Below are 26,099 nucleotides of genomic sequence, written 5' to 3'. Positions count from 1 at the left end.
CCGCAGCAAGGCGGGGATGACGGGAGACAGATTTAAAGATCGAGCAACAGCCGTTGCGGATCTTCCAAAGCTTCCTTGACGCGGACCAGGAAGGTCACAGCGCCCGCGCCATCGACCAGACGATGATCATACGAAAGCGCAAGATACATCATCGGACGAATGACGATCTGATCGTTGACCACAACCGGACGCTTCTTGATGGCATGCATGCCAAGAATCGCCGACTGCGGGGGATTAAGGATCGGCGACGACATCAGCGACCCGAACACGCCGCCATTGGTGATCGAGAAGGTGCCGCCCTGCAGATCGTCAAGCGCAAGCTTGCCTTCGCGGGCCTTCACGGCGAGCGCCGCAATAGCCTTTTCGATATCGGCAAAACCCTTGCCTTCAACACCGCGCACCACCGGCACCACAAGACCCGCCGGGGTCGAGGTGGCAATGCCGATATCGGTATAGCGATGATAAACAATATCTTCGCCATCGATCGAGGCGTTGACGTCGGGCATTTCCATCAGCGCATGCGAACAGGCTTTGGCGAAGAAGGACATGAAGCCCATTTTCACGCCATGCTTGCGTTCGAACATGTCCTTATAGAGATCGCGGAGACCCATCACCGCCGTCATATCCACCTCGTTATAGGTGGTCAGCATGGCGGCCGTATTCTGGGCTTCCTTCAGGCGCTGTGCGATGCGCTTGCGCAGGCGGGTCATCGGTACCCGCTCCACCTGACGCTCGGACACCACAACCGGCGCAGCTGCACCCGGCTTGCGATTGTCCATATAAGCGACCACGTCTTCCTTGGTGATGCGTCCGCCCTTGCCGGTTCCCGTGATGGCCCGTGCATCGAGATCAAATTCACGGATCATCTTGGCCGCCGCCGGCATGATCGGCCCGTCTTCCGCAGCCGGAGCCGCAGGAGCAGCAGCCGGGGCAGCGGCAGCAGCTGCCTTCGGTGCCGCCGTAGCGCCCTTGGCCGCTTCGTCAATCACCCCGAGAAGCGCGTTGACCTCGACGGTTTCGCCGGCCTGCACCCTGATTTCAAGCAGCGCGCCCGCACTTGGTGCCGTAACTTCAAGCGCCACTTTGTCGGTTTCAAGTTCGAGCAAAGGCTCGTCCTGAGCCACGGCATCGCCGACCTGCTTGAACCATTTGGCAACCGTCGCTTCGGTGACGGATTCGCCGAGGGTGGGAACACGGATTTCCGTGGTCATAGGATTAGCTCCACTGTTTCTGCGCGTATATCTATAGCAAACCTGCGGCTCAAAAGGCGGACCGTCAAGCGGTCAGCGCCTTTTCAAGCAATTCGGCCTGTTGTTTGAGATGTCTGGACATGAGCCCGGTGGCCGTTGCCGCCGATGCATCGCGTCCGGCATAGACCGGGCGTCCGAGCGACGGCCTCACCGCATCGATGACCTCTTCAAGATAGGGCTGGATGAAGTACCAGGAACCCATATTCTTGGGTTCTTCCTGACACCACACCACACGCTCCAGATTCGTGAAGCGGCTGAGGATCTTAACCACGGCATCCTGCGGGAACGGATAGAGCTGCTCGACCCGCAGGATATAGGTATCGTCCTGCTTGCCTTCTTCCCGGGCCTCGATGAGATCGTAATAGACCTTGCCACTGCACAGAACGACGCGCTTGATCTTGGCGTCGGGCTTCAGCTTCAGCAGATCCTGACGTTCGGCTCCCTGAAGTTCGGCATGATCGCGCAGCACACGATGGAACTGCGTGCCCGGGCCCATGTCGGTCAGATAGGAGACCGCCCGCTTGTGTCGCAACAGCGACTTCGGCGTCATGATGATCAGCGGCTTCCTAAAGTTGCGGTGCATCTGCCGGCGCAGGATATGATAATAGTTCGCCGGCGTGGTGACGTTCGCAACCTGGATATTGTCTTCGGCGCACATCTGCAGATAGCGTTCGAGACGAGCCGAGGAATGCTCCGGTCCCTGACCTTCATAGCCATGGGGCAGCAGCATCACGAGCCCGCTCATGCGCAGCCATTTGCGTTCGGCCGAGGTGATGAACTGGTCGATGATGACCTGAGCGCCGTTGGCGAAATCGCCGAACTGGCCTTCCCACAGCACAAGCGCATTGGGTTCGGCCAGGCTGAAGCCATATTCGAAGCCAAGCACACCCGCTTCCGACAGCGAGCTGTCATGGACTTCGAACAGATCGTTCTGGGTCAGGGCGTTCAACGGCACATAGCGTTCTTCGGTCTTCTGGTCGATCCAGACAGAATGACGCTGACTGAAGGTGCCGCGCTGCGAATCCTGACCGGACAGGCGAACCCGGAAGCCTTCCTTCACAAGCGTACCGTAAGCCAGGCTTTCCGCCGTGGACCAGTCGATGCCTTCACCGGTATCGATCATGCGCGCCCGGGCTTCGATGTTCCGCTTCAAGGTGCGGTGCATGTCGAACCCTTCGGGCACGGTCAGGATCGCGTGACCAATATCACGCAGGCTGTCGATCGGCACCCCGGTCTGAGCCCGGCGGTCGACGTCCGGAAGCCCAAGACCCGACCAGCGGCCTTCCAACCAATCGGCCTTGTTCGGCTTGTAGGAGGTCGAAGCTTCGAAGTCCTTTTCCAGAACCTCGTCGAACTCGGCGCGCATGGCCTGCGCCTCGTCGGCCGTGATCACGCCTTCGGCGATCAGCCGCTTGGCGTAAATTTCACGCGTCGAGGACTGATTGCGGATGCGCTGATACATGATCGGCTGGGTGAATGCCGGCTCGTCACCTTCGTTATGACCAAAGCGGCGGTAGCAGAACATGTCGACCACCACATCCTTGTGGAAGGTCTGACGATATTCGGTCGCAAGCTTGGTGACATAGACCACCGCTTCCGGATCATCGCCATTCACATGGAAGATCGGCGCCTGCACAGCTTTCGCCACATCCGACGGATAGGGCGAGGAGCGCGAATAGCTTGGTGCGGTGGTGAAGCCGATCTGGTTGTTGACGATGATATGCACCGTACCGCCGGTGCGATAGCCCTTGAGCCCCATGAGGCCAAGACATTCCGCCACCAGCCCCTGACCGGCGAAGGCCGCGTCACCATGGAGCAGAACCGGCATCACGCTGTTGCCCTGACGGTCGTTGCGCTGCACCATCTTCGCGCGCACCTTACCGAGCACCACCGGGTCCACCGCTTCAAGATGCGACGGATTGGCGGTCAGCGACAGATGCACAAGATTACCGTCGAATTCACGATCCGACGAGGTGCCAAGGTGATATTTGACGTCGCCCGAGCCCTGCACGTCATCCGGGTGATAAGACCCGCCATGAAATTCATGGAACACGGCACGGAACGGCTTCTGCAGAAAATTCACCAGCACGTTCAGGCGGCCGCGATGCGGCATGCCGAGCACCATTTCCTGCAGGCCCATATGGCCGCCGGTCTTGACGATGGCTTCCATGGCCGGAATGAGGCTTTCCGCGCCATCGAGACCGAAGCGCTTGGTGCCCACATATTTGCGCGCGAGGAACTGTTCAAAGGCTTCCGCCTCGGTCAGTTTCTTCAGAATGGCGCGCTTGCCTTCGGGGGTGAACTGGATTTCCTTTTCCCGGCCTTCAATCTTGGCCTGAATCCAGGACTTTTCCTCGGGCTGGAAGATATGCATGAACTCGACGCCGACGGTCGAACAATAGGTGCGGCGCAGAATCGCAAGAATTTCGCGCACGCTGGCCGTTTCAAGCCCAAGCACATTGTCGATGAAGATCGGACGGTCGAAATTTTTTTCGGTAAAGCCATAGCTCTCCGGATCAAGCTCCGGATGCGGCGGCTCCTCCACCAGACCGAGCGGATCGAGATGAGCCATCAGATGACCGCGCACACGATAGGCGCGAATCATCATCAGCACACGAATGCTGTCGAGCGTCGCCGCCTGCACATCGCTTTCAGAGACTGTCTTCTTGCCCGGCTTTTTTGGCCGTGGCGCCACATATCCGGGGGTCAAAGCCTCCAGAATATCCGCGTCCTGGGGCATGCGCCAATCGCCGTTCCGGCCCTTGCCCGAGGCAGAAATCAGGGACCTGGCGTCATCGCCGAGGTCCCTGAAAAATGCTTGCCATGTCGGGTCGACGGATTGCGGGTCTTCCACATACCGCCGGAACAATTGCTCCACGAAAGCGCTCGAAACGCCGCCGGGAAAAAGAAGATCGTCAAGACCTACCGCCATCTTAATCTCTTGCGGGGATTGCCCCGCCCCTTGAATGAGAGAGAATGACCGGCCCGAAAACCACCGGGCCGGTCAAGAAATAGACTTAGCCTTTCAGGATCGAATAGAGCGTGGTGCCAAGGGTCGAGGGGCTTTCCGCCACCACGATCCCAGCACTGCGCATCGCAGCGATCTTGTCTTCAGCGCCACCCTTGCCGCCCGAAATAATCGCGCCTGCATGGCCCATGCGACGGCCCGGAGGCGCCGTACGGCCGGCAATGAAGCCAACCACAGGTTTCTTAACTTTCGATTGCTTCAGGAATTCTGCGGCTTCTTCTTCGGCGCTGCCGCCGATTTCACCGATCATGATGATCGAATCGGTGTCGTCATCCGCAAGGAAGGCTTCAAGAACGTCGATGAAGTTGGTGCCGTTGACCGGATCGCCGCCGATGCCGACGCAGGTCGACTGGCCAAGACCCACAGCCGTGGTCTGGGCCACAGCTTCATAGGTGAGCGTGCCAGAGCGCGACACGATCCCGACCTTGCCCGGACGGTGAATATGGCCCGGCATGATGCCGATCTTGCACTGGCCGGGGGTGATGACACCCGGGCAGTTCGGACCGACGAGGCGGGTCTTCGAGCCCTGAAGGGCGCGCTTCACCTTGACCATGTCCAGCACCGGAATACCTTCGGTGATGCAGATGGCCAGTTCGATTTCGGCGTCGATGGCTTCGAGGATGGCATCAGCTGCGAATGGCGGCGGCACGTAAATGACGCTGGCATTGGCGCCGGTGCGGGCGCGGGCTTCGGCCACAGTGTCGAACACCGGCAGATCGAGATGCTTGGTGCCGCCCTTGCCGGGGGTCACGCCGCCAACCATTTTGGTCCCGTAAGCAATGGCCTGCTCCGAATGGAACGTGCCTTGCGAGCCGGTGAAACCCTGGCAGATGACCTTGGTTTCAGAATTGATGAAAATCGCCATTTATGCTGCCTCCTTCACCGCTTTGACTACCTTAACGGCAGCATCTCCGAGATCATCGGCAGCAATAATAGGCAAGCCGCTTTCGCTCATGATCTTCTTGCCGAGTTCCACATTGGTGCCGGCCAGACGCACCACAAGCGGCACCGTCAGGCTGACCTCACGGGCGGCTGCCACAACACCTTCAGCGATCACATCACAACGCATGATGCCGCCGAAGATATTGACCAGAATGCCTTCGACGTTCGGGTCGGACAGAATGATCTTGAAGGCTTCGGTGACGCGTTCCTTGGTCGCTCCGCCGCCCACATCAAGGAAGTTCGCAGGCGCACCGCCTGAAAGCTTGATGATGTCCATGGTCGCCATTGCAAGACCGGCGCCATTGACCATGCAGCCGATGTTGCCATCAAGCTTGATATAATTCAGCTCGTGCTTCGCAGCTTCGAGCTCCATCGGATCTTCTTCGTCCGGATCGCGCAGTTCGAGCACGTCCTTGTGACGGAACAGCGCGTTCGAATCGAAGCTCATCTTGGCGTCGAGCACCACGATGTCTTCCGCCTTCGTCACCACCAGCGGGTTGATTTCAAGCATGGCGCAATCGAGATCCACGAACGCCTTGTAAAGCGACTGAACCACCTTCACGCAATTCGACGCCGCCTTGCCGGTCAGGCCATAGCCGTAGGCCACTTTGCGAGCATGGAAGCCCGACAGGCCCGAGACCGGGTCGATGGCGACGGTGATGATCTTCTCAGGCGTCGCCTCGGCGACTTCTTCAATGTCCATGCCGCCTTCGGACGAAGCCATGATGGCGACGCGGCTGGTGGCGCGGTCAACCAGGAAGCTGATATACAGCTCCTTATCGATCTGGCAGCCATCTTCGATATAGACGCGCTTGACTTCCTTGCCCTCGGGGCCGGTCTGGTGGGTGATGAGCGTCATGCCAAGCATCTTGGCCGCCGTCTCTTTCACGTCCTCCACCGACTTCACAACCTTGACGCCGCCGCCCTTGCCGCGACCGCCAGCGTGGATCTGGGCCTTGACCACCCAGACCGGGCCGCCAATTTCCTTGGCGACCTGTTCGGCTTCCTGAGCCGTATAGGCAACACCGCCCTTAAGCACCGGTGCACCGTACCGCGCCAAGAGACCCTTGGCTTGATACTCATGAATATTCATACTCTAATCTCCCTCTGCGGTTCTTATGCGAGGCTGGGTTCAAGAGTCTTGCACACCGCGATGAGTTCTTTCACCGCATTGGCCGACTTATCGAATTCCGCCTTTTCCGCATCGTTGAGCTTGATTTCAACAACACGCTCGACACCGTTTGCACCGATCACCACCGGCACGCCGACATAAAGATCCTTCATGCCATATTCGCCGTTCAGATGAGCCGCAACGGGCAGAACGCGCTTTTTGTCCTTCAGGTAGGACTGAGCCATTTCAATGGCCGAAGCCGCCGGAGCATAGAAAGCCGAACCGGTCTTCAGAAGCTTGACGATCTCGGCGCCGCCGTCACGGGTGCGCTGCACGATCTGATCGAGCTTTTCCTGGCTGGTCCAGCCCATGGCCACGAGATCCGGCAGCGGAATGCCAGCCACGGTCGAATAGCGCGGCAGCGGCACCATGGTGTCGCCATGACCGCCCATCACGAAAGCGGAGACGTCTTCGATCGAGACATTGAATTCGTCAGCGAGGAAATGCTGGAAGCGCGAGCTGTCAAGCACGCCAGCCATGCCAACGATCATGTGATGCGGCAGACCCGAGAATTCGCGCAGCGCCCAAACCATGGCGTCCAGCGGATTGGTGATGCAGATCACGAAGGCGTCCGGTGCATTGGCCTTGATGCCCTCGCCCACCGACTTCATGACCTTCAGATTGATGCCAAGCAGGTCATCGCGGCTCATGCCCGGCTTGCGCGGCACACCAGCGGTGACGATGATCACGTCCGCGCCTGCGATATCCTTGTAATCCTGAGTGCCGGAGAGCGTGGAATTAAAGCCATCGACCGCCGCCGACTGCGCGAGGTCCAGCGCTTTGCCCTGGGGCAGGCCTTCTGCAATATCGAAGATCACGATATCGCCCATTTCCTTGAGGCCAGCGAGATGCGCAAGCGTCCCACCGATCTGACCGCCGCCGATCAGTGCGATTTTCTTCCGTGCCATTGTGCTCTAACTCCGGTTCGGGATTATTGTCTATTAAGAAACGTGACGTTGGAACTTGGTCTGACTGCGTGACTGTGGTGCGGCTCAGCAGCGGAGCGGCGCGACCGCATGACGAAAACAGCCAGAAGCGCTGGAATCACTGCCGAGTTTAACTGCAAGCGGTTTAAACCGAAACGCAGCCATTCGCAAGCCACCAGGCACGCAGGGCCGGGATAAAAAATCTGCATGGATCGTGCGCAAAACCGCCAATGAACCCGGAACAAGCGCATGAATATTCCACATTTTTGCAAAAATCCGGCAATTTCCATTCCTGAAAACCGCCCCTCGCCATATCCAGCCACAGAAACTTCGCACCCGCCGCGATCCTTGTTCCACCATACGCCGCCTGAACCGTCCTCAGCAACAGGCGGCCTCAATTGCTTTAAGCATAAAACATTTAAGGAAAGGGTAACAGACCAAATCCGTCCAGTATTCCGCAGAGAGGCGCTGGTGGCAGCGGCCTCCAGCGCCGATCACGTGACCGCGTGGCCCCGGGCGAGATAATCGGCCGATTGCATTTCATTGAGCCGCGAGACCGTGCGATGGAACTCGAACGCCCCGTCCCCTGCGGGATACAATCCCTCAGGGGCGGCGGCGGCCGAGCAGAGGAGCTTCACGCCATTTTCATATAAGGCGTCGATCAGGGTCACAAACCGTTTGGCCTCGTTGCGCTTCTCAGGCCCAAGGAGCGGGATGCCGACAATGATCACCGTATGATAGCGCCAGGCGATGGCCAGATAATCCGCCGCGCCCAAGGGATTTTCACATAGCCGTTTGAAGGAAAACACCGCCACTCCACGCGCGGCGACCGGCACATGCAGCATGCGGCCCTGGACCTCGATCTCCTCAGGGCCCACAGCCGCGCGGTCGCCGACCTCGTTGTCGGTCAGGCGATAGAACGCCTCCGACAGCGCCTTGGTGGCCGCGTCCGAGATCGGCCAATGATAGACCTTGGCCCCGGCCAAACGCGCCATGCGGTAATCGGTCGGCCCGCTCAGCATGACCACATCCAGACGCTCGCGCACCAAAGCAATAAAGGGCAGGAACAACTGCCGGTTCAAGCCGTTCAGATATAAATCCTCGGGCACCCGGTTCGACGTCGCGACGATCACCACACCCGCCGCCATCAGCCCCGTGAACAGGCGGCTCAGGATCATGGCGTCGGCCACGTCGGTCACCTGGAATTCGTCAAAGCACAGCAACCGCGCCCCGGCCGCGATATCCTGAGCCAGCGGCGGAATCGGATCGTCCCCCGCATCCTTGCCTGCCTTGGCCACGCGCTCGTCAGGGGTCATCTGCCGCCAGGCATGGATTTTCGCATGGACTTCCAGCATGAAGGACAGAAAATGCACCCGCCGCTTGGCCGTGACCGGGGCGGTCGAAAAAAACAGATCCATCAGCATGGACTTGCCACGCCCGACCTCGCCATAGATATAAATCCCGCGCGGCCCCTGGACCTCTGGCTCCGATTTCCCGAACAGCCAACGCAAAAAGCCAGGCTTTTCCGGCAGCGGCGCGGCCAGGTCGTCATAAAGCTGCTGCAACCGCCGCACCACCTTATCCTGCGCCACATCCGGCTTGAGCGAGCCCCGCGCCCGCAAGCCATCGAACACCGCCTGTGGTCCGGTTGCGCTATCGCTGCAAAGATCCTTGAACGCCAATTCTGTCATGCCGGGAGTGATACACGGAAAGCCCGCCAGCTGACAAGATCCGAGCGGAGTAATGGAGAATTAACCAATTTTTCAGAGGTTATTGCGACCATCCCACTGAATGTCCGGACCGTGCCAAGGTAACCTACCATGATCAAAAAATTCGAGGCCGCAATTTACAACCAGAACGTGCGTGACTGCCTGAGCGTCGGCGACCGCCATCGTGATCTCGACGATGAATGGGCGGAAATCCATTACATCGAAATCCGGGCCCACACCCAAGAGGAAGCCCGCCAGCAAATCACCCGCAAATACCCGGCCAGCAAAGGCTTCGTCATCCGCGAAGTGGAAGAAGTGCGCGAATTCTACTAATCGCAAACAGAAGCCCCGCCACCAAGGCCCCATATTCCGGGGCCTTTTTCATGACACATCACTGCAAATTGTCATTGCGAGGCGCAGCCGAAGCAATCCAGTCCTGCCGCCGAAGAAAGCACCTGGATCGCCACGCCGCTAACGCGGCTCGCGATGACGACAGTTGTTCGTCCTCTCTCAGTGTCATTGCCGGGTCAAGCCCGGCAATGACACTTTTAAACCCCCCACAAACAAAAACGGCCGGGACAAGCCCGGCCATTTTCAAAATCTTGTCACCCGCGCTTACGCGCGACGCTCGATCATCATCTTCTTGATCTCGGCGATGGCTTTCGCCGGATTGAGACCTTTCGGGCAGGTATTGGCGCAGTTCATGATCGTGTGGCAACGATACAACCGGAACGGATCTTCGAGATTATCGAGCCGTTCGCCGGTGTTCTCGTCGCGGCTGTCGATGAGCCAGCGATAGGCCTGCAACAAAATGGCCGGGCCGAGGTAACGGTCACCGTTCCACCAATAGCTCGGGCAGGACGTCGAGCAGCAGGCGCAGAGAATGCATTCATAAAGACCATCGAGCTTGGCGCGGTCTTCATGGCTCTGCAAGCGTTCGCCGTTCGATGGCGTCGGCGTCTCGGTCTGCATCCACGGCTTAATCGAGGCATATTGCGCATAGAAATGCGTCATGTCCGGAACCAGGTCCTTGATGACTTCCATATGCGGCAACGGGTTGACCTTGACCGCGCCTTTGACGTCATGGATCGCCTTGGTGCAGGCGAGCGTGTTCATGCCGTCGATGTTCATGGCGCAGGAGCCGCAAACACCTTCACGGCAGGAGCGACGGAAGGTCAGGGTCGGATCGACCTCGTTCTTGATCTTGATCAGCGCATCAAGAACCATCGGCCCGCATTTATCCAGGTCCACCTCATAGGTGTCCATATGCGGGTTCTGGCCATCATCCGGATTCCAGCGATAGACCTTGAACGCCTTGACGTTCTTAGCCCCGGCTTCGGCCTTGTGGGTCTTGCCTTCGGTGATCCGCGAATTGGCGGGAAGCTTAAACTCAGCCATATCGGTTCATCCCAATCTTAGTATACCCGGGCCTTGGGCTTGATGTACTCGATTTCGTCGGTCAGCGTGTAGGTATGCACCGGACGATAATCGATGGTCACCTTGCCGGCGTCATTGAACCAGGCCACTGTGTGCTTCATCCAGTTCTCGTCATCGCGATCGCTGTAATCTTCACGTTTATGCGCGCCACGGCTTTCCTTACGGTTTTCCGCGCAATGCATGGTGACGACGGCCTGACGCAGCAGGTTGTCAAGTTCGAGCGTTTCGATCAGATCGCTGTTCCAGATCAGCGAGCGGTCGGTGACCTTCACATCCGGCAGCAACTTATAGACGTCATCGATCAGCTTCATGCCTTCCTGCATCACCTCGCCGGTGCGGAACACGGCGCAGTTGCCCTGCATGGTGCGCTGCATCTTGAGGCGGATGTCGGCGGTCGAGGACGAGCCGTTCGCAAAGCGCGCCGCATCGAGACGCGACAATGCGAGATCGGCGCTGTCCGACGGCAGCGGCTTATGCTGCGTATTCGGCTTGATGATCTCGGCCGCACGATGCGCAGCCGCCCGGCCGAACACCACAAGGTCGATGAGCGAGTTGGAGCCCAGACGATTGGCGCCATGGACCGACACGCAGGCGGCCTCGCCTACAGCCATCAGACCCGGCACCACCGTATCCGGCTGGCCATCCTTCAACGTCACGACTTCGCCACGGAAGTTGGTCGGGATACCACCCATGTTGTAATGGACGGTCGGGATAACCGGGATCGGCTGCTTGGTCACATCGACACCGGCAAACACCCGCGCCGATTCCGAGATACCCGGCAGACGTTCATGGAGAATGGCCGGATCAAGATGATCCAGATGCAGATAGATATGATCCTTATGCGGACCAACGCCACGGCCTTCACGGATTTCCATGGCCATGGAGCGGCTGACCACGTCGCGGGACGCAAGATCCTTGGCCGACGGGGCATAGCGTTCCATGAAACGCTCGCCATTGCCGTTCACAAGATAACCGCCTTCGCCGCGCGCACCTTCGGTGATCAGCACGCCCGCGCCGTAAATTCCGGTCGGATGGAACTGCACGAATTCCAGATCCTGAAGCGGCAGCCCTGCACGCAACACCATCCCGCCGCCGTCGCCAGTGCAGGTATGAGCCGAGGTGCAGGAGAAATAGGTGCGGCCATACCCACCGGTCGCCAGCACCACCATATGGGCCTTGAACCGATGCATCTGGCCGGTGGCCATATCCATGACCACGACGCCGCGACATTCGCCATCCACCATGATGAGGTCGATGGCGAAAAATTCGATATAGAAATCCGCGTCATATTTCAGCGACTGCTGATAGAGCGAATGCAGCATGGCGTGACCAGTACGGTCGGCAGCGGCGCAAGTGCGCTGTGCGGCCGGGCCTTCGCCAAATTCTGTGGTCATGCCGCCGAACGGACGCTGATAGATCTTGCCGTCTTCGGTGCGCGAGAACGGAACGCCGTAATGTTCCAGTTCATAAACCGCGGCCGGAGCCTCGCGGACCATATATTCGATGGCGTCCTGGTCGCCGAGCCAGTCCGACCCCTTGACGGTGTCGAACATATGCCACTGCCATTTGTCCGGCCCCATGTTGCCAAGCGAGGCGGCAATGCCGCCCTGCGCCGCAACAGTGTGCGAACGGGTCGGGAAGACCTTGGAGATGCAAGCCGTTTTCAGCCCGGCTTCCGCCATGCCCATGGTCGCACGGAGGCCCGAGCCGCCCGCACCGACAACAACGACGTCATAAGTATGTTCAATAATCGGATAAGCCGCAGTCATGGGATGTCCTTATCCTTGGAACGCGATCTTGAGGACGGCGAAAATAGACGCCGCAGCAACCAGCACACAGGCAAAGGTCAGAGCCATCATGCTCACGATCTTGACGCCTTCGCTATGCACGTAATCTTCGATCACCACCTGAATGCCGAGGCGCAGATGGTAAAGCCCGGTGGCGAGGAACAGAATGAACAGGATCGCCACAAGCGGCATGGCCATCCAGGTCCGCACGGTTTCATAATCCGCACCCACGAGCGCCACCAGAGAGGCAACGATCCAGACCGTGAGCGGAATAAGCGCCACAGCGGTGACGCGCTGCATCCACCAGTGATGGGTGCCGTCTTTCGCCGATCCAAGGCCGCGCACGCGGCCCAAAGCTGTTCTGAGGCTCATGGCTCAGGCTCCCCCCAACATGCAATAGGCGAATATCCAGGCTGCAAGCGTCAGCACGACGGACCCGCCGAGGACGACGAAGTTGCTCACCCGCACGGCGTCAAGGTCATAGCCCTGCCCGGTATCCCAGACAAGATGACGGATGCCATTGCACAAATGCAGCATAAGCGCCCAGGTGAAGCCGAACAACACCAGCCGGCCGAGCCAGCTCGAAAGGCAGGATTGCGCCTGAGCGAAGGCTTCCGGCCCGCTCGCCAGCGAAATCAGCCACCAGGCGAGCAACAAGGTGCCCACACCCAGGGCGACGCCGGTCGCACGATGCAAAATGGAGAGCACCATATGGAGCCCCCAACGATAAACCTGAAGGTGAGGAGACAAAGGCCGGTTCGGCTTCGCCATCGGGAATCCTCTCTATTCCATGCCCGTCCGTCCCACATGATGCCGCCGCACAGCAGACAGCATCGGACAGGCGCCGATCAATGGACCCAGTTTTTAGTCACTTCATCCCGATAGGGCAAGACACTTTCCCATCCCCGCCGCGACACAGGCCGAAAATTGCGCAAAACAGTGTTTGATTTTGCTGTGTTGACACCGTGGGGACAGGGATCCCCACACTACTCCATTGTCATTACCGGGCTTGACCCGGTAATCCACGGAAACACAGGAACGCCAGCACCATGGATTGCCGGGTCAAGCCCGGCAATGACAACTGAAGACGAACCCACCAATACCACCCACCAAACCACCGTCATTGCGAGGCGCAGCCGAAGCAATCCAGCCCTACCGCCCCGAAACTAACCAAGGCCCTGGATCGCCACGCCGCTTACGCGGCTCGCGATGACGTCTGAGGCCCCGCCCCTAGCGCCTTGGCAACAGCGCCCAGTAATCCAGATCCAGCACCACCGACGGATGATAACCCCCATCAGCCATACGGTCGAGAAACCCCGTCGACGGCTCATTTTTCAAAGCCACCAGCCGCAGCCGCAAGGCCCCTACATCCGTCCGCCCCGGAAGTTCTGCCTTATCAAGCACTTCGCTCCAGGCATAGACCGTGTCCCCGGCCACGCAAGGCGCCACATGACGCCCGCCATTGAGTGCAGCGATGAAGACCGCATTTCCCAAGCCATTGAAACTCAAGGCCCGCGCCAGACTGATCACATGGCCGCCATATACGATGCGCTCGCCCAACCGGCCGCCGCGCTCCACATGGAGGTTGAAATGCACCCGCGCCGTATTCTGATAAAGCCGCGTCGCCAGCATATGGTCGGCGGCCTCCATGGTGATGCCGTCCACATGGTCGATCTTCTCACCCGCGACATAATCATCCCAGAAGAACGGCGACCCGGCGAGTTCGGCGTCATAAAGCCGCATATCGAGCCCGTCCGGCACCACCAGCCGGTCGACCGTCACGTGATGCGGCAGATCGGGCACCAGTGTTTCAGCCACAAGCGCGCTCTCGTCGCGCTTTTTAACCATCACCCAGCGCACATAATCAAGCACGATTTCGCCATGCTGGTTACGCCCGGTCGAACGCACATAGACATTGCCCGACTTGCGGTTTGAATTTTCCTTGAGACCGATCACCTTGCTCGTGGTGCTCAGGGTGTCGCCCACAAAAACCGGCCGCAAAAACCGCCCGTCGGCATAGCCGAGATTGGCCACCGCATTCAGGGAAAGGTCCGGCACCGTCTTGCCGAACACCATATGAAAGGTCAGAAGATCATCGATCGGCGCCGCCCGGAGCCCAAGCTCACGCGCGAATTCCTCCGACGACTGCGGCGCGAAACGGGAGCCGTAAAGGGCGATATAAAGGCTCACATCCCCGGCCGTCAGCGTGCGTGGCGTGGCATGGCGGATATCCTGCCCGATACGAAAATCTTCAAAGAAATTGCCGGCCAGATTTTTCATGACCCCTACTCCTGCGCCAAAGCAGCAATGGCGTCCGACAGGGACACAAGACGACGGGCGTTCTCCACATGAAGCGCCTCCACGAGCTTGCCGTCAACCACGGCCACGCCCTTGCCCTCGGCTTTCGCCGCCTCGAACCCGGCGATGAATTTGCGGGCGAGGTCGATATCGGCCGGGGACGGCGCAAACAGCTCATTGGCCCCCGCGATCTGATTGGGATGAATGAGCGTCTTGCCGTCAAACCCAAGCTCAAGCCCCTGCTGGCAGGACAGCCGGAAGCCCTCATCATCCTTGAGGTCAAGGTAAACACCATCAACGATCGCCAGCCCCTCGGCCCGCGCCGCCAGCAGGCAGATGGCCAGCGACGGCAGCATGGGCAGCCGCATGGCCGTGTGATGAGCGTGAAGATCCTTGGCGAGATCCGACGTCCCCATGACAAAGCCATGAAGACGCGGCGTCGCCCCGGCGATTTCCTCGGCCCGCAGGATCCCGCGCGGCGTCTCCATCATGCACCAGAGGCCCACGTCCGGCCCGGCCCCGCCCTCGATCATAATTTTTTCGGCAGCCCGCACGCTCGCCGCCGACTCGACCTTCGGCAGCAGAATGCCGTGGGGCTGCGCCGCCGCCGCCGCGCGGATGTCGTCATGCCCCCATGGGGTGTCGAAACCATTGACCCGGATCAGCAACTCGCGCCCGCCAAAGCCGCCTGCCTGAACTGCCGCGCAGACATTGGCCCGCGCCTCAAGCTTCGCCTCCGGCGACACCGCATCCTCCAGATCGAGAATGAGCACGTCGGCGGCGAGCGTCTTGGCCTTTTCCAGGGCACGGGTATTCGACCCCGGCATGTAAAGAACAGAACGGCGGGGGCGAGCGATACGAGCCATGGCGGACCTCCTCGGGATGCTGATCATTTGTGGTTGTTGCACCGCACTATAGCGCGCCCCGGGCAGGACTCAAGTTGTTCGGACAACCAAGGCGCGCATGAGCCAACAAAAAACGGCCGGAGTCTCCTCCGGCCGTTTCGTCACCCCTTAGGGTAATAGACTCAAGCTGCCTTTTTCAGGAAGCGATTGATCAGCGTCTCGGCGATCTGCACCGTGTTGAGGGCCGCGCCCTTGCGGAGATTGTCCGACACCACCCACATGGCAAGACCATGCGGCACCGTCGGATCCTTGCGGATGCGGCTGATGAAGGTGGCGTAATCGCCGACGCATTCAACCGGGGTCATGTAACCACCAGCTTCGCGCTTGTCGATGACCATGCAGCCCGGGGCGGAGCGCAGGATTTCACGGGCCTGATCTTCGCTGATCGGCTTTTCGAATTCGATATTGAGCGATTCCGAATGGCCGACGAACACCGGCACACGCACGCAGGTTGCGGTGACCAGAATGTCCGGATCCATGATCTTCATGGTTTCGGCGGCCATCTTCCATTCTTCCTTGGTGTAGCCGTCATCCATGAACGTATCGATATGCGGGATCACGTTGAACGCGATCTGCTTCGGGAACTTTTTCGGTGCCAGTTCCTCGTTCGTATAGATGCGCTTGGTCTGGGTGAACAGCTCATCCATGGCCTCATGGCCCGCGCCCGACACCGACTGATAGGTCGAAACGACAACGCGCTTGATCTTTGCCACATCATGAAGCGGCTTCAGCGCCACTACCATCTGCGCGGTCGAGCAGTTCGGGTTGGCGATGATGCCCTTTTTGGTGTAACCGGCGATGGCGTCGGCGTTCACTTCCGGCACGATCAGCGGCACGTCCTTATCCATGCGGAAATAGGAGCTGTTGTCGATGACGACGCAGCCCTTTTCAGCGATCTTCGCCGACCATTCCTTGGCCGGGCCCGAGCCCGCCGACATCAAGGCGATATCGACGCCGGTGAAGTCGAAATCTTCCAGGGCCTTCACCTTCAGCGTCTTGTCACCAAAGGTCACTTCCTGACCGAGCGAGCGCCGCGAGGCGAGCGCGATCACTTCATCGGCCGGAAACTGGCGCTCGGCCAGAATGTTCAACATTTCGCGGCCTACGTTGCCCGTAGCGCCGATCACTGCCACACGATATCCCATTGTTATCTCCAGATAGTCTCTGCGTTAAATATTGAATTTTCTACTTATTTGCCTGCAAGCACTGCCATTGCCGCCAGAATGGCGTCACCCATGCCTTTGCTGCCGACCTGGGTCTTGCCCGGCTGCATGATGTCGCCGGTGCGAATGCCATCAGTCAGAACCTGTTCAACCGCCTGCTCAACCAGATCAGCATCGGCCCCGCGATCGAAGGAATAGCGCAGCGCCATGGCCAAACTAAGAATGCTGGCGATCGGATTGGCCACGCCCTTGCCGGCAATATCCGGCGCGCTGCCATGAATCGGCTCGTAAAGCGCGGCCCGGCGACCGGACGCGTCCGCCGCCCCAAGCGACGCCGACGGCAACATGCCGAGCGAGCCCGTCAACATGGCCGCCTCGTCCGACAGGATATCCCCGAACAGATTGTCCGTCACGATCACATCGAACTGCTTCGGCGCGCGCACCAGCTGCATGGCGCAATTGTCCGCCAGCATGTGGTCAAGCTTGATTTCCGGGAAGTCCTTATGAACCTCGGTCACTTCCTCGCGCCACAGCAGGCCCGATTCCATGACGTTCGATTTCTCGGCCGAGGTCACCTTGCCCTGACGCTTGCCCGCGAGTTCAAAGGCGATGCGGGCGACGCGGCGGATTTCCTCGGTGGTATAAACCTGGGTATTGACCCCACGGCGGCTGCCGTCGGCCAGAACCTCGATCCCGCGCGGCTCACCGAAATAGACCCCGCCGGTCAGTTCGCGCACGAACAGCAGATCAAGACCTTCCACAAGCTCCCGCTTCAGGCTCGACGCGTCCACAAGCGGCGCAAAGCAAATGGCCGGGCGCAGGTTGGCAAACAGCTCAAGATCCTTACGGAGCCGTAACAATCCCGCTTCCGGGCGCTTGTCATAAGACGTGGCGGTCCATTTCGGACCACCCACGGCGCCAAGCAAGATCGCATCCGCCGCCTTGGCCTTTTCAATCATCGCGTCGGTCGCCGGAACGCCATGCTGGTCATAGGAACAGCCGCCGACAAGATCCTCGGACACCTCGGCATCAAAGCCGCGATGGGCCCCGAGCCAGTCAATCACCCGCCGCACTTCGCCCATGACTTCCGGGCCAATGCCGTCGCCGGCAACGATCAGAATAGTATATGCCATGTTACGCGCTTTCCCCTTTAGCCCCGAACCATCCAGGGCTGATCCGTCTTTTGACGGTTTTCATAACTGTCGATATCGCCCGCATGCTCAAGCGTGATGCCGATATCGTCGAGCCCATTCAGCAGGCAATGCTTGCGGAACGGATCAATCTCGAAATGCACGCGCCCGCCGTCGGGGCCCGAGATTTCCTGATTTTCCAGATCGACGGTGATGATGGCATTGGCCCCGCGTCCGGCATCATCCAACAGCTTGTCGATGATATCCTGCGGCACGACGATCGGCAGAATGCCGTTCTTGAAGCAGTTGCTGTAGAAAATATCGGCAAAGCTTGGTGCGATGACGCAGCGGATGCCCAGGTCCAGAATGGCCCAAGGCGCATGCTCCCGGCTTGATCCGCAGCCGAAATTAGCCCCGGTCACCAGGATCTGCGCCTTGGTATAGGGCTCTTTATTCAGCACGAAATCAGGACGCGGATCGCCGTTTTCGTCATAGCGCATGTCATGAAACGCCCCCTTGCCGAGGCCCGAGCGCTTGATGGTTTTCAGGTACTGCTTCGGGATGATCATATCGGTATCGATATTGACCATGGGGAGCGGTGCGGCAATGCCGGTAATCGTCGTGAACTTTTCCATTTTCCGTTCTCCCTGGTCTTAGCCGAACTGCCGCACGTCAGTCAGATGCCCTGTGATGGCCGCAGCCGCCGCCATGGCCGGGCTCATCAGATGGGTGCGTCCGCCAGCCCCCTGACGACCTTCGAAATTGCGGTTCGAGGTCGAGGCGCAACGCTCGCCCGGCTCAAGCTTGTCGGGGTTCATGGCAAGACACATGGAACAGCCCGGCTCACGCCATTCAAAACCGGCATCGAGGAAGATCTGGTCAAGTCCCTCTTCCTCGGCCTGCAGTTTCACGAGGCCCGAGCCCGGAACCACCATGGCGCCCACATGAGACGCCACATGCTTGCCCTGAACGATCTTGGCCGCCGCGCGCAGATCCTCGATCCGGCTGTTGGTGCAGGAGCCGATGAACACGCGATCGATCTTCACGTCCTCAAGCTTCATGCCCGCCGTCAGACCCATATAGGTCAGGGCGCGGCTGATCGAAGCGCGTTTGACCTCGTCCGCGGTATCTTCGGGATTGGGCACGAGACCAGTGATCGGCAACACGTCCTCGGGGCTTGTGCCCCAGGTCACTTGCGGCACGATATCCTCGGCCCGAAGCTCGACGATCTTGTCGAAATGCGCCCCCTCATCGGTCTGAAGCGTGCGCCAATAATGGACCGCTTGTTCGTAAACGGCACCCTTCGGGCTGTAGGGACGGCCCTTCACATACTCAAACGTAGTGTCGTCCGGAGCCACAAGCCCGGCCCGCGCACCACCTTCGATGGCCATGTTGCAGACCGTCATGCGGCCTTCCATGCTGAGCCCGCGAATGGCCGACCCGGCGAATTCAATCACATGACCGGTGCCGCCTGCGGTGCCGATCCTGCCGATAATGGCCAGCACCACGTCTTTCGCGGTCACGCCCGCGCCAAGCTCGCCTTCGACCCGCACCAGCATATTCTTCGCACGTGTCAGAATGAGCGTCTGGGTCGCCAGCACATGTTCAACTTCCGACGTGCCGATGCCAAAGGCCAGCGAGCCAAAGGCGCCATGGGTCGCCGTATGGCTGTCACCACAAACGATGGTCGCGCCCGGCAGCGTGAAGCCCTGCTCCGGCCCGGTCACATGCACAATCCCCTGACGGGCGTCGAGCATGGGCACATAGGGAACGCCAAATTCCTTACAGTTCGCTTCAAGGGCATCAAGCTGCGTGCGCGATTCGGGATCGTCGATACGGGTCGCCCGATCCGCAGTCGTCGGCACGTTATGGTCCGGCATGGCCAGCGTCACGTCAGGGCGGCGCACTTTACGTCCGGCCAGTTTCAATCCTTCGAACGCCTGCGGGCTCGTCACCTCATGCACAAGATGGCGATCGATATAAATGGTGGTCGTGCCGTCCTGATCCGCACTGACCACATGACTGTCCCAGATCTTGTCATAGAGCGTCCGGGCCTTTGCGTTTTGTCCAGTCATCGTCACTCTCCTCATAATCCCCATTGGTTCTTATATGGGATCGCCACCGTTACTTATGCAGTCGTTCACTTACACGAAAAGGTCCGGCACCCCCTACGGGGTCCCGGACCTCACCTAACTGGAAGGGCCGCGACCCGCGCTGGGCCGCCCCCCGGACGTATAAGCAGACTCTCTCCGGGCGGCGATGCCGTCCGAAAAGGGTCTTATTTCTCACCCGTTCCGGCGGCGCGATAATCCTTTTTCTCGGTAATTCGAGCGCGTTTGCCGGTAAGGCCACGAAGATAGTAAAGCTTGGCGCGACGAACACGGCCGCGACGCAGAACTTCGATCTTGTCGACGGTCGGAGCGTACAGCGGGAATACGCGCTCAACACCTTCGCCGAACGAGATCTTGCGGACCGTGAAGGCCGCATTGATGCTGGCGCCGCCACGGGCGATGCAGACGCCTTCAAAGGCCTGCAGACGTTCACGGGTGCCTTCAACCACCTTCACCCACACCTTGAGCGTATCGCCCGGTGCAAAATCCGGGACCGGCTTGGTGGCGACGAGTCTGGCAACTTCCTGAGCTTCAAGCTTCTGGATCGTGTTCATCTGTTTGACCTTTTCAATTCTTGTTGCGTGATCCCGGCCGTGGCCGGTCCATCAGTTGTTTCAAGGAAACTAATCCGACTTGCCTGCCCGATATCGAGCCCACAGATCTGGACGCCGTTCCCGCGTCAATCGTTCGGCTTGCTCCCGCCGCCAGGCGCGAATTTTGCCGTGGTTCCCCGAGGTCAGAACCTCCGGGATTTCCCGACCCTCCCAAATCTGGGGCCGGGTGTAGTGAGGGTATTCAAGAAGACCCTCTTCGAAACTTTCTTCAGACAGGGTCTCGGCCGCGCCAACTACTCCTGGCAACAGACGCACCACGGCATCGATCAAGGCCATGGCCGCGATTTCGCCGCCCGAAAGGACGAAATCGCCAAGACTGACTTCAACGACCGCCCGCCCTTCAAGAAGCCGTTCATCGACCCCTTCAAAGCGCCCGCAGATGAGGGTCACCCCCTCGCCCGCCATGAGCGTCCGCATCAGCGCCTGATCCATCACCCGCCCACGCGGCGAGAAGTAAATCAGCGGCCAGGCTTCCCGCCCCACCTGATCGGGGCGACCCTGCCGGGCCGTATCAATGGCAGCTGCAAGCACATCGGCCCGCATCACCATACCTGCGCCGCCACCCGAAGGGGTGTCGTCGACAATGCGGTGTTTATCGCGCGCGAAACCGCGAATGTCCAGCGTTTCAAGCCCCCAAATGTCTTTTTCGAGCGCTTTACCCGCCAAAGACATCCCGAGAGGCCCCGGAAACATCTCCGGAAACAAGGTCAGGACCTGCGCCGTCCACGGCCGCCGGTCCGGATCCCCGCTCATTCCTCAGGCTCCGGCCGGTCATCTTCCGTCGCGGGCTCGGGTGGTACGGCAACGATCCGCCCCCCCTTGATATCCACAAGCGTCACAGCCTCCCGAGTGAAGGGCAGCATAAAGCCCTGCCCCCCGGCCACAGCCGCCACATCAAGAACATCGCCCGCGCCGAAATCATGCACCGCCCGGATATGACCCAATTCCTGCCCCGCCGCATCCTCGACCCGAAGGCCGATGAGGTCGGCATGGTAGAAATCATCCTCGTCCGGTTCCGGCAGCCGGGCCCGCGGCACATAAAGCCGCTTGCCCCGCAGCGCTTCCGCCGCATCACGGTCGGTGACACCCTCGGCCCGCATGGCGAGCCCGTCCTTCACCACCCGCAACAGCTTGAAATCCATGGTCTCGCCGCCCGGCAGAACCGTAAGCGCCCCATAGGACTGCAACGATTTCGGGTCCGTCGTAAAGGACTTGACCCTGATCTCGCCACGGACCCCGATCGCGCCCGTAACCTGACCCAGACAGACCCAGTCAGGCCCAGGGTCAACATGCGTGCGGCGATCGGTCATTCTCAAGCCTTATCCGTTAGAATTATTCAGCAGCGCCTTCAGCGGCATCTTCAGCCGGTGCAGCAGCCGGAGCGGCGGCAGCTTCGGCAGCAGCGGCGGCGGCAGCAACGACTGCAGCGGCAGCGGCTTCAGCAGCTTCCTTGCGCTCCATAGCCTTCGCGCCCGGCTTGCCCTTGTTCGGGTTGCTGCGTGCGGTGCGGGTCAGAAGGCCAGCAGCGTCAAAGAAACGCGCCACACGATCGGTCGGGATCGCGCCCTGCGACAGCCAATGAGCAGCACGCTCGGTGTCGAGGACTACGCGATTGCCGCCGTCTTTCGGCAGAACCGGGTTGTAGGTGCCGATCTTTTCAAGAAAGCGGCCATCGCGCGGGCTGTGCGAATCAGCAACAACGATGCGGTAGTACGGACGCTTCTTGGCACCACCACGAGCGAGACGAATTTTAAGCGACATTGGTATTCCTTTCAGTGTTCAAATCTGTCGATAAATCAAATTGTGAAATGCGCCCACTCACTTCTTGGGCAAAAACTTATCAAATCCAGGGGGCAAGCCGCCCCCGCCCATGCCTCCGCCGAAGCCACCAAGGCCACCCATCCCGCCGGGCATTCCGCCACCACCGAACAGGCCTTTCAACAGGCCGCCACCCTTGCCCATTTTCTTCATCATGGTGGCCATCTGCTGATGCATTTTCAAAAGCCGATTGATGTCCGGCACGCCAACCCCGGCACCCGCCGCAACACGACGTTTGCGGGAGGCATTCAACAGGTCCGGCTTGCGGCGTTCCTTGGCGGTCATTGATTCGATGATGGCGATCTGACGGCGCAGCACGCCGTCATCCATATTGGCGCTGGCCATGGCCTGCTGCATCTTGCCCATGCCGGGCAGCATGCCAAGAATGCCGGACATGCCGCCAAGCTTGGTCATCTGCTTCAACTGCATGCGCAAATCATCGAGATCAAAGCTGCCCGCCTTCATCTTTTTGGCGATGCGCTCGGCGTCTTCGGTGGCGATGCTTTCCGCCGCCCGCTCCACCAGACCGACAACGTCGCCCATGCCAAGAATGCGGCTGGCCACGCGATCGGGATGGAAATCTTCAAGGGCGTCAAGCTTTTCGCCGACCCCGGCAAGTTTGATCGGCTTGCCGGTCACGGCACGCATGCTCAAAGCCGCGCCGCCGCGTCCGTCGCCGTCCATACGGGTCAGCACGACGCCGGTGATGCCCACCTGCTCGTCAAACTGTTTGGCCACATTGACCGCGTCCTGACCGGTGAGCGAGTCGGCCACCAGCAGCGTCTCATGCGGATTGACCGCATCGCGCACCGCCTGCACTTCGCTCATCAAGGCGGCATCGATATGAAGCCGCCCGGCAGTGTCGAGAATGACCACGTCAAAGCCCTGAAGCCGTCCGGCGTTCATGGCTCGCTTGGCGATATCCACCGGCATCTGGCCGGGCACGATCGGCAGCGTGGCGACGCCGATCTGTTCACCAAGAATTTTCAACTGTTCCTGCGCCGCAGGGCGCTGAACGTCAAGCGACGCCATCAGCACCTTTTTGCGCTGTTTTTCATGCAAGCGCTTGGCGATCTTCGCGGTCGAGGTGGTCTTGCCCGAGCCCTGCAAACCGACCATCAGGATCGGCACCGGCAGATCGGCGGCCAGGCTGATGCCCGGGGTCGCGCCGTCTTCGAGCTTGCCACCCAACATCTCGACCAGCTGATCATGAACGATCTTCACGACCATCTGACCCGGCGTCACCGAACGCAGGACTTCCTGACCGATGGCGCGGTTCTTGACCTTGTCGACAAAGGATTTGACCACCGGCAGCGCAACGTCAGCCTCAAGAAGCGCCACCCGCACTTCCCGCATGGCAGCGGTCACGTCAGCCTCGGACAAAGCTCCGCTTTTACGCAGCTTGCCAAGGATCGTACCCAGCTTGTCACTCAGACTGTCGAACATATATCCGGTCCTAAATTCCAGATCCGCACAAACAAGAACAGCGCCAGTGGGCGAAATCTCGCTGACTGGCGGACACCCGGACTTCAATCTGTCACAGATGCTTGGCTGTTCCGATACTGCGGAAACGGGCGGACATTAGGCGGATTGCCCCCCCGAGTCAAGGCAACAGCGACGGCCCCTCAAGTCCGCTCGCGAACAACCCAGCTATCAAGGTCATAAAGATCCGGCTCCACCTTCCCAAGCAGCCGCTTGACCGTCTGCTTGATCAGGAACATGAGCTTTGACTGATCGCCAAAGCGCGAAGGCGGCGCCTTTGTGCGATGACGCAACAGAGCCAGAAGATCGCGGTGTAGATTGCGTTTGACCATGGCAGCATTGCGATATTCGATCACACAGCCCGACCCCACATAAAGCACTTCCCCGCCATAGATATTGGTCAAAGCACGACGCAAATAGGCAAACCGGGTGGTGAACAATAAGTCATAGCCCCCGGCCCCGAGATCATCCACAGGCACCTTATCCACATGGATCGTCCGCCCTTTTTTCTCGATCCGGATCGCCTCACCCGCATCTTTCAAACTGAGAAGAACACGGTAATTTCCAGAAAATTCAGCGAGATAATCCCGGCACATCTCGACATTGTCAGCCACTAGACTGACCAGACCATCAATCCCATCGGCCGGAATTTTCGAAATGCGGTTAGCGACCGCATATTCAGCCGCGTAGGTCACCTTCAAATCAGCCAGATCAACCGGTTCGAAGAGGGCCTTATGCACCAGCACATCGCCCTCCATCCTAAAGCCAGGCGCAATATCATACACTTTTGTCGGCACATCCGGGTGATAAGCCCGAAACACGTCCGTCGGACGCTCACTGTTGTGAACCGGCTCATTGGCCCAGATCAGATCTTCTTCGAGAATGGCCACATCAGCCGCGAAGGGAAAGGCATAGCGCGGCGCAAGCTCGGCCACGATCCGCACCCATTGACGATTGAAATAAGCCTGCCGCCGCGCCGCTGTCGCCGCCCGGTCCATGCCCGGAACCACATAGCAATTGGGGAAATGAGAGGCGATGCCATAGCCGCAATAGAGATAATCAATGGTCGGATACCAGGCCTTCAGATCGGCAATAATACGATCCTGCACTAGGCGCGGCGCGGCATGCAGCGCATCATTGAGATTGACGCAGACCCTCTCGCCATCGCTCACAGCCAGCAGAGTATCGTCACTACAGGTCGCAACCAGACGGCAACGCACGCCGTTCCCAAGGTCACACTCCTCATCATCCGCGATCTCGATCACGGTAAAACCGCAATCGCGCAGGAATGGCACCACATCCGACCCGGCATTGGCGAGAATTTTTGCCCCTGCTGTCAAACGGCGCAGGGTCCCCAAATGCAGATGATCGTGATGGCCATGAGAAATATAAATATAATCAATAACCTGCCCTTCGACTTGCGACAGATCGGGCCGCGGATAGACCCACCACTGGGTTCCGAAACAAGGCCCTTCCCACCAGGGATCCGACAGAATCCTGAGCCCGTTCGCCTCAATCAACACCGCCGCATGCCCGACAAAAGCAGTTCGCATTAGTCCCCCAACACTTAACAAAGTCACTTTGTGTAGAAAGTTAGCTGAACCACCCCTCATGCCATGGGTCTTTCATCAGCATAATAAGTATTTTTAACGTAAACTGAACGCATGTAACAACCTAAAGCTCTCTTGCATTCAGGAGAGCTTTAGGTTGGATTTGCGGCAACGCGATAGGCCGCGTTGCCGCCTTTCCATTGCTATATCAACGTTTTATCCTACAAATCACCTTCCGCTTTAGGGGGCGTTTCCGCCTGTGGCTCGGCCACGGCTTCCTTCTCCTCCTTGGCGACGGCTTTCGACGGCTTATTCGCCTCGACCTTCCCGGACATGCTCGGAGCCGAAAGTTTAGCTGCGGTCTCTCCCACCTGCACCGGGACGAGCGTGATGTTCAGGAATTCCTGATATTTATTGTCGGCCCCCGACGCCGAGTCAATTGCCCAGCCAATACCGCCACCCGCTACGATATTTCCCCAAGTGGCATCCTGAATTTCGGATTTCACATGCAAGGAAGCATCGTGATAGCCGGTCTTGCGGCATATAACATCAATGTCATGCTTGGTTTTCTTTATCACCATACTGTTCGGCGTCGTCATGCTCGACAGCAGCTGAGAATTACGCCAAAGATCGCATTTTGCTTCTGGCGGGTTTGTCGCAACGCTGATCGATTGAGACGTACCGTCAATGATCGATGCACAGCCCGACAGCGTCACAAGACCCACAAGGGCCAAAATAGGCCCTTTCACGGTCGATAAAGTCAATTCCATAAGGTTCC

General features: G+C 59.3%; 24 protein-coding genes. 1 reads left to right on the top strand and 23 read right to left on the bottom strand.

The genetic code is table 11. The features are described 5' to 3' along the window. Window positions 1–32: 32 nt before the first annotated feature. From odhB to zapE, 6 genes are all read right to left on the bottom strand, one after another. Window positions 33–1,211 (bottom strand): 2-oxoglutarate dehydrogenase complex dihydrolipoyllysine-residue succinyltransferase, encoded by a 1,179-nt coding sequence (gene odhB, locus NYP16_RS02065; protein WP_274942448.1) that lies wholly within the window; start codon window positions 1,209–1,211, stop codon window positions 33–35. A gap of 64 nt (window positions 1,212–1,275) precedes the next feature. After that, a complete protein-coding gene (locus NYP16_RS02060; protein ID WP_274942447.1) occupies window positions 1,276–4,182 on the bottom strand; it encodes a 2-oxoglutarate dehydrogenase E1 component in 2,907 nt (968 codons plus the stop codon). An 85-nt stretch (window positions 4,183–4,267) separates the two neighbouring features. Then, window positions 4,268–5,143 (bottom strand): succinate--CoA ligase subunit alpha, encoded by an 876-nt coding sequence (sucD, locus tag NYP16_RS02055; RefSeq protein WP_274942446.1) that lies wholly within the window; start codon window positions 5,141–5,143, stop codon window positions 4,268–4,270. Then, the gene (gene sucC, locus NYP16_RS02050) at window positions 5,144–6,313 is read right to left on the bottom strand and encodes an ADP-forming succinate--CoA ligase subunit beta (protein WP_274942445.1); all 1,170 of its coding nucleotides are present in this window, start codon (window positions 6,311–6,313) and stop codon (window positions 5,144–5,146) included. A 23-nt stretch (window positions 6,314–6,336) separates the two neighbouring features. Further along, entirely contained in the window at window positions 6,337–7,299 is a 963-nt protein-coding gene (gene mdh, locus NYP16_RS02045; RefSeq protein ID WP_274942444.1) for a malate dehydrogenase, read from the bottom strand. Window positions 7,300–7,811: 512 nt separating this feature from the next. After that, entirely contained in the window at window positions 7,812–9,008 is a 1,197-nt protein-coding gene (gene zapE, locus NYP16_RS02040; protein WP_274942443.1) for a cell division protein ZapE, read from the bottom strand. Window positions 9,009–9,137: 129 nt separating this feature from the next. Between zapE and NYP16_RS02035 the strand changes: the two genes are divergently transcribed. Further along, complete coding sequence (locus NYP16_RS02035) at window positions 9,138–9,359, top strand: hypothetical protein (RefSeq protein WP_274942442.1); 222 nt, start codon at window positions 9,138–9,140, stop codon at window positions 9,357–9,359. A gap of 282 nt (window positions 9,360–9,641) precedes the next feature. On the opposite strand, the gene NYP16_RS02030 is transcribed toward NYP16_RS02035, so the two are convergent. From NYP16_RS02030 to NYP16_RS01950, 17 genes are all read right to left on the bottom strand, one after another. Continuing rightward, window positions 9,642–10,424, bottom strand: coding sequence for a succinate dehydrogenase iron-sulfur subunit (locus tag NYP16_RS02030; protein ID WP_274942441.1), 783 nt, complete (start codon window positions 10,422–10,424; stop codon window positions 9,642–9,644). A gap of 17 nt (window positions 10,425–10,441) precedes the next feature. Next, entirely contained in the window at window positions 10,442–12,232 is a 1,791-nt protein-coding gene (sdhA, locus tag NYP16_RS02025; protein ID WP_274942440.1) for a succinate dehydrogenase flavoprotein subunit, read from the bottom strand. Window positions 12,233–12,241: 9 nt separating this feature from the next. Next, complete coding sequence (sdhD, locus tag NYP16_RS02020; RefSeq protein ID WP_274942439.1) at window positions 12,242–12,622, bottom strand: succinate dehydrogenase, hydrophobic membrane anchor protein; 381 nt, start codon at window positions 12,620–12,622, stop codon at window positions 12,242–12,244. A 3-nt stretch (window positions 12,623–12,625) separates the two neighbouring features. Continuing rightward, window positions 12,626–13,021, bottom strand: coding sequence for a succinate dehydrogenase, cytochrome b556 subunit (sdhC, locus tag NYP16_RS02015; RefSeq protein WP_274942438.1), 396 nt, complete (start codon window positions 13,019–13,021; stop codon window positions 12,626–12,628). 459 nt (window positions 13,022–13,480) lie between these two features. Beyond that, window positions 13,481–14,530, bottom strand: a complete 1,050-nt coding sequence (locus NYP16_RS02010) for a MaoC family dehydratase (RefSeq protein WP_274942437.1) — start codon at window positions 14,528–14,530, stop codon at window positions 13,481–13,483. 5 nt (window positions 14,531–14,535) lie between these two features. Then, on the bottom strand, window positions 14,536–15,414 hold the full coding sequence (locus NYP16_RS02005) for an HpcH/HpaI aldolase/citrate lyase family protein (RefSeq protein ID WP_274942436.1): 879 nt from the start codon (window positions 15,412–15,414) through the stop codon (window positions 14,536–14,538). Between the two features lie 161 nt (window positions 15,415–15,575). Continuing rightward, window positions 15,576–16,598, bottom strand: coding sequence for an aspartate-semialdehyde dehydrogenase (locus NYP16_RS02000; RefSeq protein ID WP_274942435.1), 1,023 nt, complete (start codon window positions 16,596–16,598; stop codon window positions 15,576–15,578). A gap of 44 nt (window positions 16,599–16,642) precedes the next feature. Then, window positions 16,643–17,749 carry a 3-isopropylmalate dehydrogenase gene (gene leuB, locus NYP16_RS01995; protein WP_274942434.1) on the bottom strand — a complete coding sequence of 369 codons (1,107 nt, stop codon included), beginning with the start codon at window positions 17,747–17,749 and terminating at the stop codon, window positions 16,643–16,645. 17 nt (window positions 17,750–17,766) lie between these two features. Continuing rightward, entirely contained in the window at window positions 17,767–18,381 is a 615-nt protein-coding gene (gene leuD, locus NYP16_RS01990; RefSeq protein WP_274942433.1) for a 3-isopropylmalate dehydratase small subunit, read from the bottom strand. 18 nt (window positions 18,382–18,399) lie between these two features. Further along, the gene (gene leuC, locus NYP16_RS01985; protein ID WP_274942432.1) at window positions 18,400–19,821 is read right to left on the bottom strand and encodes a 3-isopropylmalate dehydratase large subunit; all 1,422 of its coding nucleotides are present in this window, start codon (window positions 19,819–19,821) and stop codon (window positions 18,400–18,402) included. Between the two features lie 203 nt (window positions 19,822–20,024). After that, window positions 20,025–20,411, bottom strand: a complete 387-nt coding sequence (gene rplS, locus NYP16_RS01980) for a 50S ribosomal protein L19 (protein WP_274942431.1) — start codon at window positions 20,409–20,411, stop codon at window positions 20,025–20,027. Between the two features lie 69 nt (window positions 20,412–20,480). Further along, window positions 20,481–21,224: a tRNA (guanosine(37)-N1)-methyltransferase TrmD gene (trmD, locus tag NYP16_RS01975; RefSeq protein ID WP_274942430.1), complete on the bottom strand. Its 744-nt coding sequence runs from the start codon at window positions 21,222–21,224 to the stop codon at window positions 20,481–20,483. Beyond that, on the bottom strand, window positions 21,221–21,781 hold the full coding sequence (rimM, locus tag NYP16_RS01970; protein WP_274942429.1) for a ribosome maturation factor RimM: 561 nt from the start codon (window positions 21,779–21,781) through the stop codon (window positions 21,221–21,223). The genes trmD and rimM overlap by 4 nt, the downstream gene beginning before the upstream one ends. A gap of 22 nt (window positions 21,782–21,803) precedes the next feature. Then, entirely contained in the window at window positions 21,804–22,232 is a 429-nt protein-coding gene (rpsP, locus tag NYP16_RS14470) for a 30S ribosomal protein S16 (RefSeq protein ID WP_346742431.1), read from the bottom strand. Between the two features lie 57 nt (window positions 22,233–22,289). Continuing rightward, a complete protein-coding gene (ffh, locus tag NYP16_RS01960; protein ID WP_274942428.1) occupies window positions 22,290–23,735 on the bottom strand; it encodes a signal recognition particle protein in 1,446 nt (481 codons plus the stop codon). A 179-nt stretch (window positions 23,736–23,914) separates the two neighbouring features. Next, window positions 23,915–25,324 (bottom strand): MBL fold metallo-hydrolase, encoded by a 1,410-nt coding sequence (locus tag NYP16_RS01955; RefSeq protein ID WP_274942427.1) that lies wholly within the window; start codon window positions 25,322–25,324, stop codon window positions 23,915–23,917. A gap of 218 nt (window positions 25,325–25,542) precedes the next feature. After that, window positions 25,543–26,091, bottom strand: coding sequence for a hypothetical protein (locus NYP16_RS01950; protein ID WP_274942426.1), 549 nt, complete (start codon window positions 26,089–26,091; stop codon window positions 25,543–25,545). Window positions 26,092–26,099 lie beyond the last annotated feature (8 nt).

The sequence above is a fragment of the Govania unica genome (assembly GCF_027920805.1).
GTDB classification, from domain to species: Bacteria; Pseudomonadota; Alphaproteobacteria; order Sphingomonadales; family Govanellaceae; genus Govanella; species Govanella unica.
The sequence above is the reverse complement of the archived record's forward strand: the minus strand, read 5'-3'. Positions and strand labels throughout refer to the sequence as shown.

What these genes read in the sequence shown, in the direction of transcription:
- trmD (WP_274942430.1), bottom strand. Translation starts at nt 21,224, where the DNA reads ATGAGCGGGGATCCGGACCGGCGGCCGTGGACGGCGCAGGTCCTGACC.
- sdhC (WP_274942438.1), bottom strand. Translation starts at nt 13,021, where the DNA reads ATGGCGAAGCCGAACCGGCCTTTGTCTCCTCACCTTCAGGTTTATCGT.
- NYP16_RS02005 (WP_274942436.1), bottom strand. Translation starts at nt 15,414, where the DNA reads ATGGCTCGTATCGCTCGCCCCCGCCGTTCTGTTCTTTACATGCCGGGG.
- NYP16_RS01955 (WP_274942427.1), bottom strand. Translation starts at nt 25,324, where the DNA reads ATGCGAACTGCTTTTGTCGGGCATGCGGCGGTGTTGATTGAGGCGAAC.
- NYP16_RS02000 (WP_274942435.1), bottom strand. Translation starts at nt 16,598, where the DNA reads ATGGGATATCGTGTGGCAGTGATCGGCGCTACGGGCAACGTAGGCCGC.
- sdhD (WP_274942439.1), bottom strand. Translation starts at nt 12,622, where the DNA reads ATGAGCCTCAGAACAGCTTTGGGCCGCGTGCGCGGCCTTGGATCGGCG.
- rplS (WP_274942431.1), bottom strand. Translation starts at nt 20,411, where the DNA reads ATGAACACGATCCAGAAGCTTGAAGCTCAGGAAGTTGCCAGACTCGTC.
- ffh (WP_274942428.1), bottom strand. Translation starts at nt 23,735, where the DNA reads ATGTTCGACAGTCTGAGTGACAAGCTGGGTACGATCCTTGGCAAGCTG.
- odhB (WP_274942448.1), bottom strand. Translation starts at nt 1,211, where the DNA reads ATGACCACGGAAATCCGTGTTCCCACCCTCGGCGAATCCGTCACCGAA.
- NYP16_RS02035 (WP_274942442.1), top strand. Translation starts at nt 9,138, where the DNA reads ATGATCAAAAAATTCGAGGCCGCAATTTACAACCAGAACGTGCGTGAC.
- leuB (WP_274942434.1), bottom strand. Translation starts at nt 17,749, where the DNA reads ATGGCATATACTATTCTGATCGTTGCCGGCGACGGCATTGGCCCGGAA.
- rimM (WP_274942429.1), bottom strand. Translation starts at nt 21,781, where the DNA reads ATGACCGATCGCCGCACGCATGTTGACCCTGGGCCTGACTGGGTCTGT.
- NYP16_RS02060 (WP_274942447.1), bottom strand. Translation starts at nt 4,182, where the DNA reads ATGGCGGTAGGTCTTGACGATCTTCTTTTTCCCGGCGGCGTTTCGAGC.
- NYP16_RS02010 (WP_274942437.1), bottom strand. Translation starts at nt 14,530, where the DNA reads ATGAAAAATCTGGCCGGCAATTTCTTTGAAGATTTTCGTATCGGGCAG.
- mdh (WP_274942444.1), bottom strand. Translation starts at nt 7,299, where the DNA reads ATGGCACGGAAGAAAATCGCACTGATCGGCGGCGGTCAGATCGGTGGG.
- leuC (WP_274942432.1), bottom strand. Translation starts at nt 19,821, where the DNA reads ATGACTGGACAAAACGCAAAGGCCCGGACGCTCTATGACAAGATCTGG.
- leuD (WP_274942433.1), bottom strand. Translation starts at nt 18,381, where the DNA reads ATGGAAAAGTTCACGACGATTACCGGCATTGCCGCACCGCTCCCCATG.
- sucD (WP_274942446.1), bottom strand. Translation starts at nt 5,143, where the DNA reads ATGGCGATTTTCATCAATTCTGAAACCAAGGTCATCTGCCAGGGTTTC.
- sdhA (WP_274942440.1), bottom strand. Translation starts at nt 12,232, where the DNA reads ATGACTGCGGCTTATCCGATTATTGAACATACTTATGACGTCGTTGTT.
- NYP16_RS01950 (WP_274942426.1), bottom strand. Translation starts at nt 26,091, where the DNA reads ATGGAATTGACTTTATCGACCGTGAAAGGGCCTATTTTGGCCCTTGTG.
- zapE (WP_274942443.1), bottom strand. Translation starts at nt 9,008, where the DNA reads ATGACAGAATTGGCGTTCAAGGATCTTTGCAGCGATAGCGCAACCGGA.
- rpsP (WP_346742431.1), bottom strand. Translation starts at nt 22,232, where the DNA reads ATGTCGCTTAAAATTCGTCTCGCTCGTGGTGGTGCCAAGAAGCGTCCG.
- sucC (WP_274942445.1), bottom strand. Translation starts at nt 6,313, where the DNA reads ATGAATATTCATGAGTATCAAGCCAAGGGTCTCTTGGCGCGGTACGGT.
- NYP16_RS02030 (WP_274942441.1), bottom strand. Translation starts at nt 10,424, where the DNA reads ATGGCTGAGTTTAAGCTTCCCGCCAATTCGCGGATCACCGAAGGCAAG.